We start from the raw sequence: 18,768 nt of genomic DNA, 5'->3' as shown, positions 1-18,768 counted from the left end.
GATGGTTTTTGGTAAATTAGAAAAAAAAGCCTAAATATTTTACACATTTTATTTTTGTATGATAGATAATTAACTATTTATTATTTATCGTTTTTTTTAAAAAATTTTTTATTAGTTCTATTAAATAGAATACTTAATAATTGCCTCTATTTTATAATTTATTTTTTTGTATTAACAAGTTAGGTAAGACTATTGTAGTAGTAGCTTTATGGTAATTTATTACAATACCATATATTATATGGTGTATATTAATTATTATTTAATTAATAAATTAACCGGACTATAAATAGTACATGCTCCTGGTATCAGCGATCAATGATTTGTTTGATTTTAGAATCTAAAATGTATTTAAAATTATTTTAGTTTTATTATTATATTTTGTGGTCGCTGTTTTGCGAAACATATTTACCCTATTGTATTTTGTAATAGTACCATCATTGCAAATGATCATAATATTTTTATGAATTTATTTTACTACTGCCATCTAATAGTTAATATTTTAAAAGTAATCATATAATAAAAATAAATCGGCTATTTTGAGCTAATATCACCACATTTTTATAATGCGATATTAGTGACGATAATATCAAGCGCCATCTTCTGTTATGTTTTTAGCATCAATGGGAATAAAACGGTCAGTGGTTGTTAAACAATTATTTTCATGTTTTTAGATCAAATGAACTTATAAGGCATATATTCTTAATGATAGCTCTGAAATAAGTATCAATTTAAAACCCAGTAATACCGGTAAATATAATTATTTTTCGATAGTTAATTAAGGTAGTTATCGAATTGACTACATTGGTCTCTATCATTGTTACTAGCTAATACCTGAGTATTTAAAACTTAAAATATCGTTGGGATTGGTATAAGCAAGTAAATATACTAATGTATACATCATAATCATATTTTTTCATATCTTGCTGATAAACCAGTGTATGCACTGTCATCGATAATCGGTTGACCATGTTAACAATTTTAACTTATTGCTAATAATGATGCGCTGGTTTGTTTTATTTTAATAAATAATATTACCTGAACAACGATATAGCTCAAAACACATAGTTATTAGCATCATTAAATGAAGTATTAAAAAATTCAGCAGAAAATAAATTTACTATAAAAGTTACTAAGACGATTATAACTACTGTGATGGTGCACAACACTGCAACGATAAGGTTAGTGGCAACACTAGATTTTGTGGCATCTAACAAACCTGGTGGTTAGTCTATTTTGCTGATCATGGTGAATAATTTTTTGAATCGCCCAATACTAATCCTAGGGTGTAATGAAGCATTACTATTTCGCTCTATTGATGAGCGCCAGTTTGTATTAGGCACTTGATCCATATTTGGTTAAATTTAGTCTGGCATAATTATTATATATTAGATATAAGTAAAGGAGTCATTAACAATAATTTTTATCCTTCTCCCAGTTATATTGTTAATCCTTATAATAAACAACCACCACTAAAACCCTATGATAAACTAAAAATAGTCTTTATTATTTATTCCTATTAACTGGTTAATTCTTAGTACTAATACTACTAAGAATCAAAATTTTAATTTTTCATTAAATTCTATGGTTTGTTCACTTTAATGCTGTTATGGTATTATATATGAATAGCATTTCTTTAAAAGAAGATTAACCTTATTAATTATTAATGAAGTTAATTTATTAACTTTCACATTTAATTAAATAATAATTAATTAGTCTAAACATTAACTTAACTATATAAGAACATTGTATTAATTTAGATAAAAATAAATCAATATTATTTATCATTTTCACCATATTATTTTTCATAAAATTAAGGAAAGGTAATAATACTAAACTATTAATTTAGTGCTTATTAAATAATATCAGATCTATATCAACCTGACAAAAACGGAATAATTATGAAATCTAAAAGTTTAACCACTTGTATGATTATAGGCCTAATCACCGGGATAGTAGTTGGATTTGCATTAAATGCACTTGCTAATACAGAAATAACAACGATCTATGCTAAAAATATTTCGATTATTACAGATATTTTTTTGCGTTTGATTAAGATGATTATTGCACCATTAATTATTTCGACCTTGATAGTCGGGATCGCTAAAATAGGTGATGCCAAAACGTTAGGGCGTGTTTTCTCAAAAACGTTATTATTGTTCATTGTAGCATCTTTCATTTCAATTATCGTTGGTCTAGTTATTGTTAATATTCTTAACCCAGGAGAAGGTATTAGTTTCGTAGTAAATACGAATTCAGCGGTTACAAATATTGAACCGATAGCTTTTTCTTTCCGTAATTTTATTACCCATGCTATACCTACTAGCATAATTGATGCTATGTCGCGTAATGATATTTTACAGATTGTAATTTTTTCAATTTTTATGGGGTGCAGTTTATTTGCTATAGGTAAAAAAGGTGAACCTATTATTAATATTCTAGATTCATTGGGTTACGTAATGTTAAAGCTGACAAGCTACGTTATGCTTTTTGCTCCTATTACGGTTTTTGCTGCTATCTCAGCCATCATCGCTGAACACGGATTAAGTGTACTGATTAGTACTAGTATTTTTATGGGCGAATTTTACTTTACTCTAGCGTTACTTTGGGTGATTTTAATTTGGGTATCTGTATTAATCGTTGGCCCATGTATTTTACGCTTAGTCAAAAATATCATGGAACCTGCATTACTCGCTTTTACTACTTCAAGCTCTGAATCAGCTTTTCCTGGTACTTTAGAAAAACTGGAACAGTTTGGTGTCTCTAATAAGATTGTTAGCTTTGTTTTACCAATTGGTTATTCATTCAATCTTGTTGGCTCCATGGCTTATTGCTCATTTGCAGTTATTTTTATCGGTCAAGCATGTAATATACATTTAAGTCTGGGTGAACAAATAACTCTGTTGTTAATTTTGATGCTGACATCTAAAGGTATGGCTGGTATACCACGAGCATCGTTGGTTGTTATTGCAGCGACACTGACTCAATTTAATATTCCAGAAGCTGGCTTAATTTTATTAATGGGGATTGATCCGTTCTTAGATATGGGACGTTCAGCAACTAATGTCATGATTAATGCCGTCGGATCTGCATTGGTTGGTCGCTGGGAAGGTGAGCACTATGGTGAAGGTTGCCGAGGTACACCGAAAGAAAAATCTGATAATTTACAGATAAAATAAGTTTTTAATCTTCAGATAATATATCTATCTAGATAAAGAAAAGTATCTCATAGTGGTTTATTTATATAATATATAATACTTTTTATTAATTTTTAGTATTTAATTAAGACAACTAAATAAGAATTGCCTTTGATTATTATATCATATTAAATATTTTCATTCTATTTTTTTATGATAATAGATTTTAAATAAATATGAATTATTTCCATAAAATTGCAGGGCATATAGCAATCAAAATAATGAAGTAAATAAAATAGTTTACGAAACCGTTTTCACTTGTAGTGCATCCATTTTTTCTATTATTTATTTTAGATTGTTTGATTCTATCGAATCTATTCAACCTCTTTCTATAAATACAATCTTATAAGCTTACCTAAGATTATGGAATGAAGCCGTATAGTGGATGCAAAAAAATACGGTTTATCAATCACCTAACAAATTGATGATCTAGAATCATCCCAACGTGAATTTATTTTATAAATAATTAATCATATTATGGAGAAAAACTTCCGGCTCAATTACATTGAGGTAACTTTACTGCATAAAGGCGCTAGTTAATGAATAAAAAATTTGCATTGATGTTTTCTAGTCTTAGTGAAGCTAATTGCAATACGTACTTAAAATATATCCTGTGTTGTGGGCGGTATGCAGTGGAAAGAGCGCGTATAATGCAGAATGCAGTGGAGATCTGCGTAAATCATGTAAAATAGTTAAAATTTAGTCAATTAGGCCACGAATAATTAGATTATTACCCCCTTGTTATCTCTATTTTATGCAACTTAAAGATCTTTTAAATTATTAGGCGTGTGATTACAGCACATCGATGCAATTTAGCTCTTTATATGCAAGTTCTAAACGCTCAATCATAGAAGTCTGACCTGCCCGCAGCCAAACACGAGGATCATAATATTTTTTATTAGGTTTATCTTCCCCTTTTGGATTACCTAGTTGACTTTGTAAATAACCTTTATGATTATAATAATAATTTAAAACACCTTCCCAGGTTGCCCACTGGGTGTCAGAATCAATATTCATTTTTACTACACCGTAACTAACAGCTTCTTTAATCTCTTCAGCAGTAGAACCTGACCCTCCATGGAAAACAAAATTTAGATTGTTTTCCGCTGTAAAATTAAATTTATGAGCAACGTACTGTTGTGAGTTCTTAAGAATTTTGGGTGTTAATTGAACGTTGCCTGGCTTATAAACACCATGTACATTGCCAAAAGATGCCGCGATAGTAAATCTATTACTAATTTGACTTAATTTCTCATAGGCGTAAGCAACATCTTTAGGTTGGGTATAAAGCGAGGAGCTATCTAATCTATTGTTATCGATACCATCTTCTTCACCACCAGTGCAACCTAACTCAATTTCTAATGTCATACCCATTTTTTTCATGCGTTGTAAATAGTGGGAGCAAATTTTAATATTTTCTAGCAATGGCTCTTCAGATAAATCAATCATATGGGATGAAAATAGTGGCTTACCGGTGGTTTTATAATATTTTGAACCTGCATCTAGCAAACAATCAATCCAAGGCAACAGTTTACGTGCACAATGATCGGTGTGTAAGATTACAGCAACACCGTAATGTTTTGCTATTTGATGAACATAATGAGCACCTGCTATTGCCCCTAAAATAGCCGCTTGTTGCCCTTCTGCTTTTAGACCTTTACCGGCGATAAATGCAGCACCACCGTTTGAAAATTGAACAATTACTGGAGAACGAACTTTAGCAGCAGTTTCTAAAACAGCATTAATCGAATCTATACCGACACAATTTACTGCTGGTAACGCAAATTTATGTTTTTTAGCAACAGCAAACACTTTTTGGACATCATCTCCGGTAATAACACCTGGGTTTACAAAATCTAAAATCTGAGACATGAGATAAATTCCTATTATTAATGCTACCTGTTATTTTTAAAAAAAAGATTATTTATTGTTTTGCTCGTTCTTCTAATACGCCCACAGCTGGTAATTTTTTTCCTTCTATAAATTCAAGAAAAGCCCCACCGCCAGTAGAAATATAAGAAATTTTATCTGCAATACCAAACAGATCGATAGCCGCTAAGGTATCACCACCACCAGCAATAGAAAAAGCGTCGCTTTCTGCAATAGCTTGTGCAATCACTTCGGTGCTATGACGAAAATTAGGCAATTCGAAAATTCCAACCGGGCCATTCCATAAAATAGTTTTTGCTTTTTTAATTATATCTACTAAACGTTCAGTAGTTTCATCACCTAAGTCCAAAATATATTCGTCATCTTTGATATCATTGACAGATTTCATCACTGCATCTGTTGTTGCAGAAAATTCTGGCGTCACACGAACATCAGTGGGTACATGAATATCGCAAGTAGATAATAATTTTTCGGCTTCTTTGATTAAGTTCTTTTCGTATAAAGAACGACCTACTTTATGTCCTTCAGCTGCGATAAAAGTATTGGCAATACCACCTCCGACAATAATCTGGTCGGCAATTTTGGCTAAAGAATCCAAGATAGTTAATTTAGTCAAAACTTTTGAACCACCAACGATGGCAACCATTGGACGGGCCGGCTCTTTTAATACTTTATCTAATGAGTCTAGCTCAGCAGATAACAGTGGCCCTGCACATGCTATAGGTGCAAATTTTGCTACACCATGGGTTGATGCCTGAGCACGGTGCGCGGTACCAAAAGCATCCATTACATAGATATCACAAAGTGCCGCATATTGCTTAGATAATGTTTCATCATTCTTTTTTTCACCTCTATTGAAGCGTACGTTCTCAAGTACTATCAGCTCGCCATTAGCAACTTCAACTCGATTTAAATAATCTTTTACCAAACGAACTGGGTGGTTTAGCTTATCTGTTAAATAGTCTACAACAGGTTTTAATGAAAACTTCTCATTGTACTCGCCTTCAATTGGTCGACCTAAATGAGACGTTACTATTACCTTTTTGGCTTGTTTTAAAGTAGTTTTAATTGTCGGTAAAGAAGCACGGATCCGTGCATCAGAGGTAATTTTGCCATCTTTGACTGAAACGTTTAGATCCGCCCGGATGAATATTTTTTTATCAGCTAGATCTAAATCGGTCATCTTAATTATAGACATGGTAAATCCTTTATTCTTTAGATTATTAATCTTCTGCTGCGTATAGAGAAACAATATACCTATTTCTGTTAATCTACATATTTTTTGAAATTAGTAGCAGCAATGGCTAACGGCAATTTATTATAATCAACTATACCACGAAATGAACCATTTGCTGCTAGATCGACTGTTGTTACATTGATAATTGGTACGCAAACTATCTTGCTGAAAAATAATATTTAAAGATTATAAATATTGGTGTGATCCAAGTAGTGATATCCACAGGAATACTAGATTGGTTAGCAGCATAGACAAGAATTGCATGATGAGAAAATATTCTGTTCCTGAATAAATTATAATAACTATCTAGCAATGGTAGTTTAAAAATCTTAAACTAAAGATTAATCAGGTCATTATCTACTACTAACAGATAGTTAGTCACGCGCACATCCCTGTAAATTTATCATTGCTAGAATCATATTTAAATAAATGCGCTATTCCTTTTGAGCTTGGTATTTATTAAGTACTCTTAAATATGCTGCGCTCTATTTTCCCAAAACTATTAATTTCAACTCTAACTACTATACTATTCCTTAAATTTAACCACTTATTTATTAACGGCTAAGAATATTGATAATTACAGTTTTTTACTTAGGATTTTTATTATAAATCATAATCATCTGCTTAAATAAAAAAGAATATTGGATCATATAATCAAGATATTTACATTAGGTTAATTACAATAATAAAGACTTAGCCTTTGTAATCACATTTTCTACGCTAAACCCAAATTTTTTAAATAAAACATCAGCAGGTGCTGACTCACCAAAAGTATGCATACCAACAACCGCACCAGTGGTGCCAACATATTTATACCAATAATCTGCAATTCCTGCCTCAATAGCAAGTCGTGTAGTAACTGAAGATGGCAATACAGACGCACGATAATCGGCGTCTTGTTTATCAAATGTATCCGTTGATGGCATAGAAACCACCCGTACTTTATAGCCTTCTGCAGTTAACTGTTCGTAAGCATTAACCGCTAAACTAACTTCCGAGCCAGTTGCAATCAAAATAAGCGCAGGGGTTGTTTCACTATCTTTTAGAACATAAGCCCCTTTAATAATGTTTGCTAACTGTTTAGTATCACGTAGTTGCTGATCAAGATTTTGACGAGAAAAAATCAACACACTTGGCCCATCGTTACGCTCAATGGCATATTTCCAGGCAATGGCCGATTCAACCTGATCACAAGGACGCCAAGTACTTATATTAGGGGTCATTCGCAAACTTGCTAATTGCTCAACAGGTTGATGAGTTGGCCCATCTTCACCCAGACCAATTGAATCATGAGTATAAACAAAAATACTACTAATTTTCATTAACGCAGCCATACGTACTGCATTACGCGCATACTCAACAAACATTAAAAATGTTGCACTATAAGGGATAAAACCACCATGTAAGGCAATACCATTCATAATAGCCGACATCCCAAATTCACGTACACCATAGTGAATATAATTACCGGCAGGATATTTTTTTAATGACTGAGAAGCTGACAACATGGTTAAATTACTCGGTGCTAAATCAGCGGAGCCGCCTAAAAGTTCAGGTAATACCTTACCGAAAACTTCTAACGTATTTTGTGAACTTTTACGGCTGGCAATATTAGCAGGGTTGCGTTGCAATTCGGTAACTAAATTATTGGCAACCGCTTGCCAATTAGCTGGTAATTTACCTTTAGTACGACGAATAAACTCATCGGCAAGTTGTGGGAAAGCTTGTTGATACGCAGTGAATTTTTCATGCCAGGCAGCTTCTTTTTTCTGACCTATTTTGCGAGCATCCCAGGATTGATAAATATCTGCTGGTATTTCAAAAGGTGGATATGACCAATTTAGTGCTGTCCTGATTTCTGCAATCTCAGTTTCACCTAATGGTGAACCATGAGATTCTTCGGAACCAGCCTTATGGGGCGAACCATAACCAATTATTGTTTTGCAAATTAATAGAGAGGGTTTATTGGTAATCTTACGGGCTTGTTCTATTGCTGATTTGATTTGTTCAGGATCATGTCCATTAATATCTTTGATAACATGCCAGTGATAAGCAGTGAAACGTTCGGCAGTATTATCTGTAAACCAACCTTCTACCTCACCATCTATTGAAATCCCATTATCATCATATAAGGCAATAAGTTTACCTAATTGCAGTGTTCCTGCCAGTGAACAAGCTTCATGTGAGATGCCCTCCATCATGCAACCATCACCCATAAATACATAAGTATAATGATCAACAATATTATGGTCTGGATAATTAAATTGCGCAGCTAATGTTCGTTCGGCAATAGCAAAACCTACCGCATTTGCGATCCCTTGTCCAAGCGGGCCAGTTGTGGTTTCAACACCTGGAGTATAACCATATTCAGGATGTCCTGGTGTTTTAGAATTAAGTTGGCGAAAATTTTTTAATTCTTCGATAGTTAAATTATAACCAGTAAGATGTAGCAAGCTATAAAGTAACATAGAACCATGGCCATTAGATAATACAAAACGGTCACGATCTACCCAGCTAGGATCAGAAGGATTATGATTTAGATAGTCACGCCAGAGTACTTCAGCAATATCAGCCATTCCCATTGGCGTACCTGGATGCCCTGACTTTGCTTTCTGTACTGCATCCATACTTAGGAAACGAATAGCATTAGCAAGAATTTTACGAGTGATCATTGGTTACTCCAAATCAAATAAATAGCAAATTTTATACTAATTTTATTAAAGTTGCTTTTTCGTCTTAACAGTTAGAATTTAATTTAGGTATTTGCCATAAATAATCATCGGTAACAAAATAATAGTAAAAAAATTAAAATAAATGAATTAAATAATAATAACCGTACTTTGTACTACGACGAAAATAAAAACATAAATATCATAATTTTTTCTAAGCAAAAATGCTGTTAGATTGGATATTATTTTATGGGAATATGATCATTTGTTTATAACATTGGCGGTGCGGACGGGACTCGAACCCGTGACCCCCGGCGTGACAGGCCAGTATTCTAACCAACTGAACTACCGCACCATGGTATAATCGAGTTAAGAACGATTATTATATTACGAATCATAGATCTATACGTCAATATTTTTTTAGCTAAAAGTGTAATAATAACTAATGTTTAGCTTGATCATTTTCGCCATTAGGTAGGTGAACGCCAAATAGAAATTTTTCCACTTTTTTTGTCAATTAGATCTAGGTTTTCTTCATGGGCAAGAATTTCTTCCTGATTAGCATAAATCACAGTTAATCCTATCGCTTTTCGGTCTATTCGTTTAATATCATCTGTGTAAACTTCATTACCAGGCTCTGAAGCAACTGAAAAAGCTAAAGAGGTTTGTCCTACTGTCATTGCCATATAGACTTCAGCTAGGATCTGAGCATCGAACAATGCGCTGTGTAATGTACGCTTTGAATTATCGACATGATATCTATTACATAAAGCATCAAGATTATTCCTTTTTCCAGGGAATAACTTTCTAGCCAGTACCAAGCTATCAGTGATCTGACAAAAGTTTGCTGTTGGTGGAATATATCTATTTAACTTAGAAAATTCATAATCCATAAATCCAATATCAAAAGGGGCATTATGGATGACTAACTCAGCACCACGTATAAAATCTAAAAATTCATCTGCTATTTCTGCAAAAGTTGGCTTATCCTGTAAAAACTCGTCACTAATACCATGAACTCTAAACGCTTCAGGGTCAACTAATCGTGCTGGTTTTATATAAACATGGAAATTACGACCGGTTAAGCGGCGATTAATAACTTCTACTATGCCAATTTCGATGATATTATGTCCTTCATAATGGATCCCTAACTTATTCATACCAGTAGTTTCTGTATCAAGAACAATTTGTCGTGTAATCATTGTGCTCATAGTACCTTTTTACGTCAGACTTATATAAATCATGAATCAAATTAGTTTATCAGAAATGACAAAACAAGTAGAAATTTTTACCGATGGTTCTTGCTTAGGTAATCCAGGTCCAGGGGGTTATGGCATTTTACTACGGTATCATAAACATGAAAAAACATTAAGCAAAGGTTATTTTCGTACCACTAATAATCGTATAGAGTTAATTGCTGCTATTATTGGTTTGGAAATGCTTAAACAACCATGCAAAGTTATTCTAACGACTGATAGTCAATATGTACGTCAGGGGATAACCTTATGGATATATAGTTGGAAAAATTGCCAATGGCGACGTGGAAATAAATCGCCTGTTTTGAATGTTGATTTATGGCAACGATTAGACGCCGCAGTTTCTCGGCACCAAGTAGAATGGTGCTGGGTTAAAGGCCATACAGGACATCCTGAAAATGAGCAATGCGATGAATTAGCAAGAAACGCGGCAAATTCACCCACAGAAGAGGATAGTCGCTAACGCTAAGACTTAACAACTCCTAAGGTCTTACCTACTTTAATGCTGGGTTGCATAAGTTTTATTGGTGTAGGTGTCAACGGTAACGTTCTTTTACGGGCAATAATAAGGTTGATACAACCGGCAAATTGTAAATTTCTATTGATAAAATGATCAGGACTTATCCAAGGTATAATTTGAAAACTTTGTTGCTGCAGTACTTCGTAATTTAATAAGCTCAACCAATAAAGTTGACGCCAGGTTGAAAACATATTACTACAATAGGGTTGCTGTTTACTCAAAAGAGGAATATATTTCCCTATCCCTAGCAAACTAAAGGGATTAAAATTAGATAAAATTAGCCAACCATCATCAATCAAAACCCTATCTGCTTCACGCAATAACCGATGTGGGTTAGTACTATAAGATAGTTGCTGTATTAAAAGACAGGCATCAATTGATTTATTCTTGAAAGGCATTTCATTATACTCACCTAATAATTGACAGTTGCTTCCGGCTCTATTCATGCTAAATTGATGGTTAATCAACGATGCTTTAGTATCAATTTGTAAACTATATTGGCCAATTTTTAGTAAATGGAAACCAAATATTTTGGGCCACCATGGTTTTAGCTGCTGGTTTAATGCAATACGGTAATACTCTCCCCATTGGATATCCTCCCAGGAGTCGTGCGTTTTAGATCGTTGAGTAATACGAGCTGACTTCATTGTAATATCCTTATAACCCACCCTTTAGCTATGAGGTATTATTATGGAGCTTATCAGAATTCCTTCTTTAGTTGATAATTATATATGGCTATTAACCTATCAAGGTAACTGTATTATTGTTGATCCTGGTACCTTTAAGCCAGTACAGCAATTTTTAGAACAAAATGCTATAAACCCAGTAGCTATTTTACTCACTCATCACCATCATGATCACGTTGATGGCGTCAAAGAATTACAAAAATATTATCCAGAATTAGTCGTTTATGGCCCACTGGAAACCAGTAGTAAAGGAACAACTTGTGTAATAAAAGGCGGAGAGCAGCTAAATTTTGCCTGCTTCTCATGGCAAATTTTTGCTGTGCCAGGACATACATTAGGACATGTTGCTTACTATCAAAAACCTTATTTATTTTGTGGTGATACACTATTTTCTGGTGGTTGTGGACGTATTTTTGAAGGAACAGCGGAACAAATGTTTAATTCAATTGAAACTCTTAAAGCTTTACCTGATGAGACGCTAATATGTTGCGCACATGAGTATACTGCTGCAAATATGGTATTTGCCAGTTATTTGTTACCCTATGATGAGGCGATAGAAGCTTATACTTTATCTGTGAATGAAAAAAGAGCCCAAAAACAATCTACATTGCCATCACAACTTATAGTTGAAAAAAAGATCAATATTTTCTTGAGATATGATGATCCTTATTTACAAAAAGTATTGGGATTTTCTACTACTATTGGTTCAAAGTGTGAAGTATTTGCAAAAATACGCAAATTAAAAGATAGCTTTTAAATCGTTGGTTATTATTAGATACTGAGATCAGTATTATTATATTTTTATTTAAAAAGTTAATAAATTAAGAGAAAGGAGATACTATTTGCCTATGTTTTTATTTTTTATGGTAAAATGACACCAAATAAGCAAACACGAGATCTGTCTTGAGCTAATAAAGATATTGAACCCACCGATTAGTAATTAACCTATTTAATAGTTTTTGTTGTTATATTAGTAATGAACTGTAATGGAGTTTACACTGGTTCCTATCTTTAAATCCCACTGCTATCTCACAGTGGCAGGTAATAGTTTTATGGTAGATTAATTTATATGACTGGTTAGTAATATGTAGCATATGTAGCGCTTAAGTTGATTGGCCTTTAAAATTTTATTCTTATCATGGTGGTGAAGGCTGTGTAATACCATCAAGAAAAATGAATATCTTTGATTATCTATCAATTATAGGTTGTTATCACTTCCCAAAGAAACAATCAATTATGTACCTAAAATTTTATTTTTCAGTGAGATATTACGAAATAATGTGCGTTGCAATTATAATAATAATGCCCTTAACAATATTGGCGAACAAATTACCTTACCGTAAGCAGCCATATTTTCTGTACTGCCGTTAACCTATCTTAACGTCTATAATCCTAATTTAAAGTATAAAATAATACATCCATCCAGGTTACTTTACTTTTTTGCTACTTAAAGATGCAGTTTATGATCAATAAGTATTGAATAGTATTTGTTTTATTGTTGCCAATAATAATAAACATATATTAACCAAACAGCGTGCTATTAGCAGTTATAAAGTAAAACATAGTTACTACTTATCGAACTGATCTATTATTACCAAAAGTCATAATAATGAACTATTGCTCAATTTAATTTAAATTAGGTTTAAAAGGTCTATTGTTTTTTTTAATTATTGCTAATAAATTTATTTATGCCAATACTTATACTATTTAAATTTCAAAACTCATTAATAATAACATGTATATAATACATTTTCTGACTTCCTTTAAGTTAAAATGGTATTATCGTTAATAATGTTAACAATTTTTTGTTTATAGCAGATAACCTGTAAAGCTCAGAGGAAAAAACGTTACAAAAACTGAAAAGTATAAAATTAATTAAACTGATAGTCTTCGCTAAACTAACATTAGACTTAAGCGTCTAATCAATACTGATGCTAATTGAACTTATTTACACCATAGTCAGTTTAAACTTAATTAGTAAATTGTTGTTAAAGAACGGAATATTTTTCCTTATGCTGTGTGTGATAGTCTATTTTAGGATAGCTAATTTTGAATCGATAATAATGATAAATAAATTAATAATTTTAATAAATATTAAACCTTATTAAGGCATGATAAATGCATAAACTATATTCAATTTTAAAAAATAAAAAGGCTAGATAATATTAAGTGTTTCGTCTTGAATAGAGATAGATTAATCAATAACAGTAAATTAAATCCTGGCCTTTTACTTCTTTTAGTCCATTAAAGGGCGCTTTGTCACCTAATACTTCTTCAATACGGATTAACTGATTATATTTAGCTACTCGATCAGAGCGGCTCATTGAGCCTGTTTTGATTTGGCCAGCTGCCGTTCCTACTGCTAAATCTGCAATTGTAGCGTCTTCAGTTTCCCCTGAACGATGTGAGATAACCGCAGTGTAGCCCGCATTTTTGGCCATCTTAATTGCTGATAAAGTTTCAGTTAAGGTGCCAATCTGATTAAATTTAATCAAAATAGAATTAGCAATACCTTTTTTTATACCTTTTTGCAAAATCTTAGTATTAGTAACAAATAAATCATCACCTACTAACTGAATTTTGTTACCTAACCATTTAGTCTGATAGGCGAAACCATTCCAATCTGACTCATCAAGACCATCTTCAATAGATACGATAGGATATTGTTTGCTTAATTCTTCTAAATAATGGGTAAAATCTTGTGAAGTAAAAGTTTTACCTTCCCCTTTAAGCTCATAATTACCAGTTTCTTGGTTGTAGAATTCTGATGCAGCACAATCGATAGCTAAGGTAATATCTTTACCTAATACATAGTCTGCGGCTTCAACAGCTTGCTTAATTGCTGCTAAAGCTGCTGCATTAGATTCTAAATTTGGGGTATAACCACCTTCATCTCCCACAGAGGTATTCATCCCTTTGGCTTTTAATACTTTTGCTAAATGTTGAAAAACTTCTGACCCCACACGAACAGCTTCTTTCAAGCTTTTTGCACCAACTGGTTGGATCATAAACTCTTGAATATCAAGATTGTTATCAGCATGTTTGCCACCATTAATAATATTAATCATTGGTAATGGCATGGAGAATTTACCGGGCGTACAATTCAATTCAGCAATATGCTCATATAAAGGCATGCTTTTCGTCGCCGCAGCCGCTTTTGCATTAGCTAGTGAAACTACTAAAATCGCATTAGCACCTAATTTAGATTTATTTTCTGTACCATCTGATTCTATCATGATTTTATCAATATTAGCCTGATTTTTGGCGTCTTGGTCGATCAATGCATTAGCAATTGGGCCATTTACTGCTGCAACTGCTTTTAAAACGCCTTTACCTAAAAAGCGATCTTTATCATCATCACGTAGTTCTAACGCTTCTCGTGAACCAGTTGATGCACCAGATGGTGCCGCTGCTAAACCAACAAATCCACCTTCTAAATGAACCTCTGCTTCAACAGTTGGATTACCACGGGAGTCAATTATTTCGCGCCCAATTACTTTAACGATTTTAGACATAAAATTTTCCTCAGTACAAATTCAATTTTAGATAATGGTAACAAATTAATATCATTAGCTCATATCTCTTTGCCTTACTTATATTCCTTTGCTGCTTTGATAAAACCAGTAAATAAAGGATGGCCATCTCTTGGTGTCGAAGTAAATTCAGGATGAAATTGACAAGCGACAAACCAAGGATGCTTAGGATCTTCAATAATTTCTACTAGCTTCTTGTCTGTTGATATTCCCACAATCCGTAAACCAGCTTCTTCAATACGGGCTAAAAGCATATTATTAACTTCATAACGGTGGCGATGACGCTCTATAATTGTGTCGTTATTGTACAACTCACGGACTTTACTGCCTTTCATTAAATGGCATAATTGACCACCTACTCGCATCGTACCGCCAAGATCGCTATTCTCATTATGAACTTTAATATTACCACTATCATCAGACCATTCTGTAATTAAGGCAATAACCGGATATGGACAATCTGGCACAAATTCTGTTGAGTTTGCCCCTTTCATACCAGCCACATGGCGGGCATATTCAATCAGGGCAACTTGCATTCCCAGGCAAATACCCAAATAGGGAATATTATTTTCCCGTACGTAACGTACTGTCATAATTTTCCCTTCGATACCACGCTCACCAAAACCACCTGGAACTAGGATAGCATCAAGCCCTTCTAGTAGCTCGGTACCACATGCTTCAATATCTTTAGAATCAATTAGTTTTATGTTTACTGCTAAACGATTTTTTAACCCACCATGTTTTAACGCTTCAATAACTGATTTATAAGCATCAGGTAATTCTATATACTTACCTACCATGCCAATAGTTACTTTACCTACTGGATTAGTTTGTGCATCAACAACCTGTTCCCATTCAGATAAATCAGCTGATGAGCATGTAAGTTCAAATTTTTCACAAATATAATCATCTAACTGCTGAGATTGCAATAATGAAGGAATTTTATAAATAGAATCAACATCCTCTAATGAAATAACTGCTTTTTCCGGTACATTGCAAAAAAGCGCAATTTTTGCCCGTTTATTAATCGGAATAACCCGATCTGAACGACAAATGAGCACGTCAGGTTGAATACCAATAGAAAGAAGTTTTTTTACTGAATGTTGGGTAGGTTTGGTTTTAACTTCACCTACAGTAGGTAAATAAGGTACTAAAGTAAGATGTAGGAAAAGAGTGTGTTTACGACCAACATCAACTGCTAATTGGCGAATAGCTTCCAAAAAAGGTAAAGATTCAATATCTCCCACTGTGCCACCAACTTCTACCAAAACTATGTCATGACCTTCTCCGCAACTAATAATACGACTTTTGATTTCATCAGTAATATGAGGAATAACTTGAATTGTCTCGCCTAAATAATTACCACGACGCTCTTTACGTAAGACTTCAGAGTATACGCTACCGGTGGTGAAATTATTACGGTGTGTCATTTTAGTACGAATAAAACGTTCGTAATGACCTAGATCAAGATCAGTTTCTGCACCATCTTCGGTAACATAAACTTCTCCATGTTGAGTTGGGCTTATTGTGCCTGAATCAATATTAATATAAGGATCTAGTTTCATAATGGTAACATTCAGTCCACGCGCTTCAAGTATAGCAGCAAAAGATGCTGCGGCAATGCCTTTACCTAAAGAGGAAACCACACCGCCAGTTACAAAAATATAATTTATTTTCATGATGAACCTGAAAATTAAAGTGTAAAAGATGATGAATATCATAGGATGGGAAGGCAGTATACCCTAACCTTAAATCTGCTACAAATATACTAAACCTATTAGAGGTAATTTTCACCAATAATCTTTAAATATCAATAATTAGCTGTAGTAAATTTATTTTAATAAATAGCTGATCGATTATTTAATCTAAATTAATACTTAATTTATTTAGCTAAAAAATAATTAATTTTTAACAAAGTTTTTTCATTTTATCGCACAAATTAATATGAAATGATCTAATGATTGATATCACTTCAGGTATATTGTGGCAGGAATTAAACCAGATAAACGGCGTGTGATAGATTATCTAGTACCTATCTAAATAAATACGGAGCTCTGGAAATTTTTTCTATTGTAGTAATGCCACTAATTAAGCTTTAGATGCAATAATTTTGCTAGGTAAACAACTAATTAAATCTAGAACAATTTAACAGTTAATTTACTTCTTAAAGTTCATAGTACACATGAAATTTACTTTACTATTTTAACCTAAATCGCCTAATAAAATTTAAATGATTGCTTGTAGCTAAAAAAATAACTGTTTAAAAATAAAATTGTTATTTGATTAGTTTTCATATTTGTTTCTTAGATAAAAGAAACAACTAATAGATATTTTTATATTTCGCCAGTGTTGTGCTAATATTTACCTAATGTTTTTAAACAGCTATTTGAGAGATTTTGGGTAGAACATAGCCTATGCATATTTTAGTATTTACTATTTACTCATTAGTAATAAACTGAACTTATTTAGAGTTTTATTTATAATAAAACTCTTCATAGACTATAGCGGAATTATCCAGTTTATTATATCGTTATTTGTTAGTAATGTCGCTAGTTTATTTTAAACAGGAACAAACTGGGGTAAATTATTGACATATTTTATGAAATTGCTTAATTATTAAATTCATGACTAGCTCAACATTCATGCGGGTTATTGATATGTTTTTTGTCATTATCTATCTTCACTGTTGTGTTATTCAACTACAGCGCATAGCTCAGCTAGCTAGTTTGGTTCATTTGTTATCTATTTTATCTTTTAGTTATTAGTTGAACTTATAATTCGTCAATAAGGATAAAAATAGTATTAAGCTTAACCAGATAATACCACTTTTCTAAATCAATAACTGGTATTAAACCAGTTATCGTAACTAAGGATATGTTTTTACAATTCTGACAAATAATTTTAAGTTACCAATTATAAAAAAGTTTTTAGGTGCAAAAAGCAGTGTTATAACCAGTCCATTATACTGGTTAATAAAATAACTACCGCTATTCTATTAGCGTGGAGAAAGCTATCAATCAAGGTAAACTTAGTTCTGGAGGACTATATTTATAGCGTATATGTTAACTAACATATCCTATTTATAGCTCAAGTATAGCAATATATTTTATACACTTATCGCACTTAAACGTGTTGGTGATATTTTTTATGAATCTATCTGCCAAATTTATTTAGAAATAATTAGTTAATATAGCATGTTAATATTTAATTTAATCATATCAGATTTATTTATGCATAGCGATATTTCAGCAGTATTTAAGAACCTATCCTTGTTAATTAAAACTTGATAATTTATCGGTATCATAAATAGCTAGCGCGCTGGATTTTATTCAACAACTTCTTCATGGGTTCAATACACAGTTAGCAGAGATAGGTATTAATTTATCAGGAGAACAATGTCAATATATAGCATTACTTGACTATGCATTTTAATTTTTGATGAGGACACTTATGTACTAGATTAATACTCAGAAGCTGCGTATTATTAATAATACGCAGCTTCTATTTATCTGTTTGTCTAACTGTTATTAGTATTTTCTATTGCGACTATTCGTCATGCTGATAAATTTTTTATGATTAATAAATGGCAAGAGTTGTAGTTCGGTAGATATAATAATCTACTCAAGTTAAATTGATTTTATACTCAACTGTGGTATCAATAAATAATGGCAAAAATTAACGCTTTAAAATAACGAGAGTAGTGTGATTACATTTTATGGTTTTAATTATTATTTTAAATTTTACTTATTAACTAATAGTTTGCTTTATCAAAATGGTAGATTT

At 32.5% G+C, this 18,768-nt stretch carries 10 protein-coding genes and 1 tRNA gene; 3 read left to right on the top strand and 8 right to left on the bottom strand.

Features of this window, described 5'->3' with window-relative positions; all coding sequences use genetic code 11:
- Positions 1-1,898 precede the first annotated feature (1,898 nt).
- Positions 1,899-3,176 (top strand): dicarboxylate/amino acid:cation symporter, encoded by a 1,278-nt coding sequence (locus WBAF_RS00615; protein ID WP_121463165.1) that lies wholly within the window; start codon positions 1,899-1,901, stop codon positions 3,174-3,176.
- Positions 3,177-3,986: 810 nt separating this feature from the next.
- Here WBAF_RS00615 and fbaA read toward each other — a convergent pair.
- The 5 genes from fbaA to dnaQ all read right to left on the bottom strand — a co-directional run bounded on the left by fbaA (position 3,987) and on the right by dnaQ (position 10,201).
- Positions 3,987-5,066, bottom strand: a complete 1,080-nt coding sequence (gene fbaA, locus WBAF_RS00610; protein WP_121463164.1) for a class II fructose-bisphosphate aldolase — start codon at positions 5,064-5,066, stop codon at positions 3,987-3,989.
- A gap of 52 nt (positions 5,067-5,118) precedes the next feature.
- A complete protein-coding gene (locus tag WBAF_RS00605) occupies positions 5,119-6,282 on the bottom strand; it encodes a phosphoglycerate kinase (RefSeq protein ID WP_121463163.1) in 1,164 nt (387 codons plus the stop codon).
- A 716-nt stretch (positions 6,283-6,998) separates the two neighbouring features.
- Positions 6,999-8,993 (bottom strand): transketolase, encoded by a 1,995-nt coding sequence (gene tkt, locus WBAF_RS00600; RefSeq protein WP_121463162.1) that lies wholly within the window; start codon positions 8,991-8,993, stop codon positions 6,999-7,001.
- A gap of 275 nt (positions 8,994-9,268) precedes the next feature.
- Positions 9,269-9,345, bottom strand: a tRNA-Asp gene (locus WBAF_RS00595).
- Between the two features lie 115 nt (positions 9,346-9,460).
- On the bottom strand, positions 9,461-10,201 hold the full coding sequence (gene dnaQ / locus WBAF_RS00590; RefSeq protein WP_121463161.1) for a DNA polymerase III subunit epsilon: 741 nt from the start codon (positions 10,199-10,201) through the stop codon (positions 9,461-9,463).
- Positions 10,202-10,256: 55 nt separating this feature from the next.
- On the opposite strand from dnaQ, the gene rnhA reads away from it, so the two are divergent.
- Positions 10,257-10,709, top strand: a complete 453-nt coding sequence (rnhA, locus tag WBAF_RS00585; protein WP_121463459.1) for a ribonuclease HI — start codon at positions 10,257-10,259, stop codon at positions 10,707-10,709.
- A gap of 2 nt (positions 10,710-10,711) precedes the next feature.
- Here the strand turns inward: rnhA and WBAF_RS00580 are convergent, their stop codons facing one another.
- Complete coding sequence (locus tag WBAF_RS00580; protein WP_121463160.1) at positions 10,712-11,413, bottom strand: methyltransferase domain-containing protein; 702 nt, start codon at positions 11,411-11,413, stop codon at positions 10,712-10,714.
- 43 nt (positions 11,414-11,456) lie between these two features.
- Here WBAF_RS00580 and gloB point away from each other — a divergent pair, with 43 nt between their 5' ends.
- Positions 11,457-12,209 (top strand): hydroxyacylglutathione hydrolase, encoded by a 753-nt coding sequence (gloB, locus tag WBAF_RS00575; protein WP_121463159.1) that lies wholly within the window; start codon positions 11,457-11,459, stop codon positions 12,207-12,209.
- Positions 12,210-13,650: 1,441 nt separating this feature from the next.
- On the opposite strand, the gene eno is transcribed toward gloB, so the two are convergent.
- Together eno and pyrG are read right to left on the bottom strand one after the other, a co-directional pair.
- On the bottom strand, positions 13,651-14,967 hold the full coding sequence (gene eno, locus WBAF_RS00570; protein WP_121463158.1) for a phosphopyruvate hydratase: 1,317 nt from the start codon (positions 14,965-14,967) through the stop codon (positions 13,651-13,653).
- A 74-nt stretch (positions 14,968-15,041) separates the two neighbouring features.
- Positions 15,042-16,664, bottom strand: a complete 1,623-nt coding sequence (gene pyrG / locus WBAF_RS00565; RefSeq protein WP_121463157.1) for a glutamine hydrolyzing CTP synthase — start codon at positions 16,662-16,664, stop codon at positions 15,042-15,044.
- Between the last annotated feature and the right edge of the window lie 2,104 nt (positions 16,665-18,768).

Origin of the sequence: Arsenophonus endosymbiont of Aleurodicus dispersus (assembly GCF_900343015.1) — a bacterium.
Lineage (GTDB): Bacteria > Pseudomonadota > Gammaproteobacteria > Enterobacterales > Enterobacteriaceae > Arsenophonus.
This window is presented reverse-complemented; position numbering and strand designations above follow the sequence as displayed.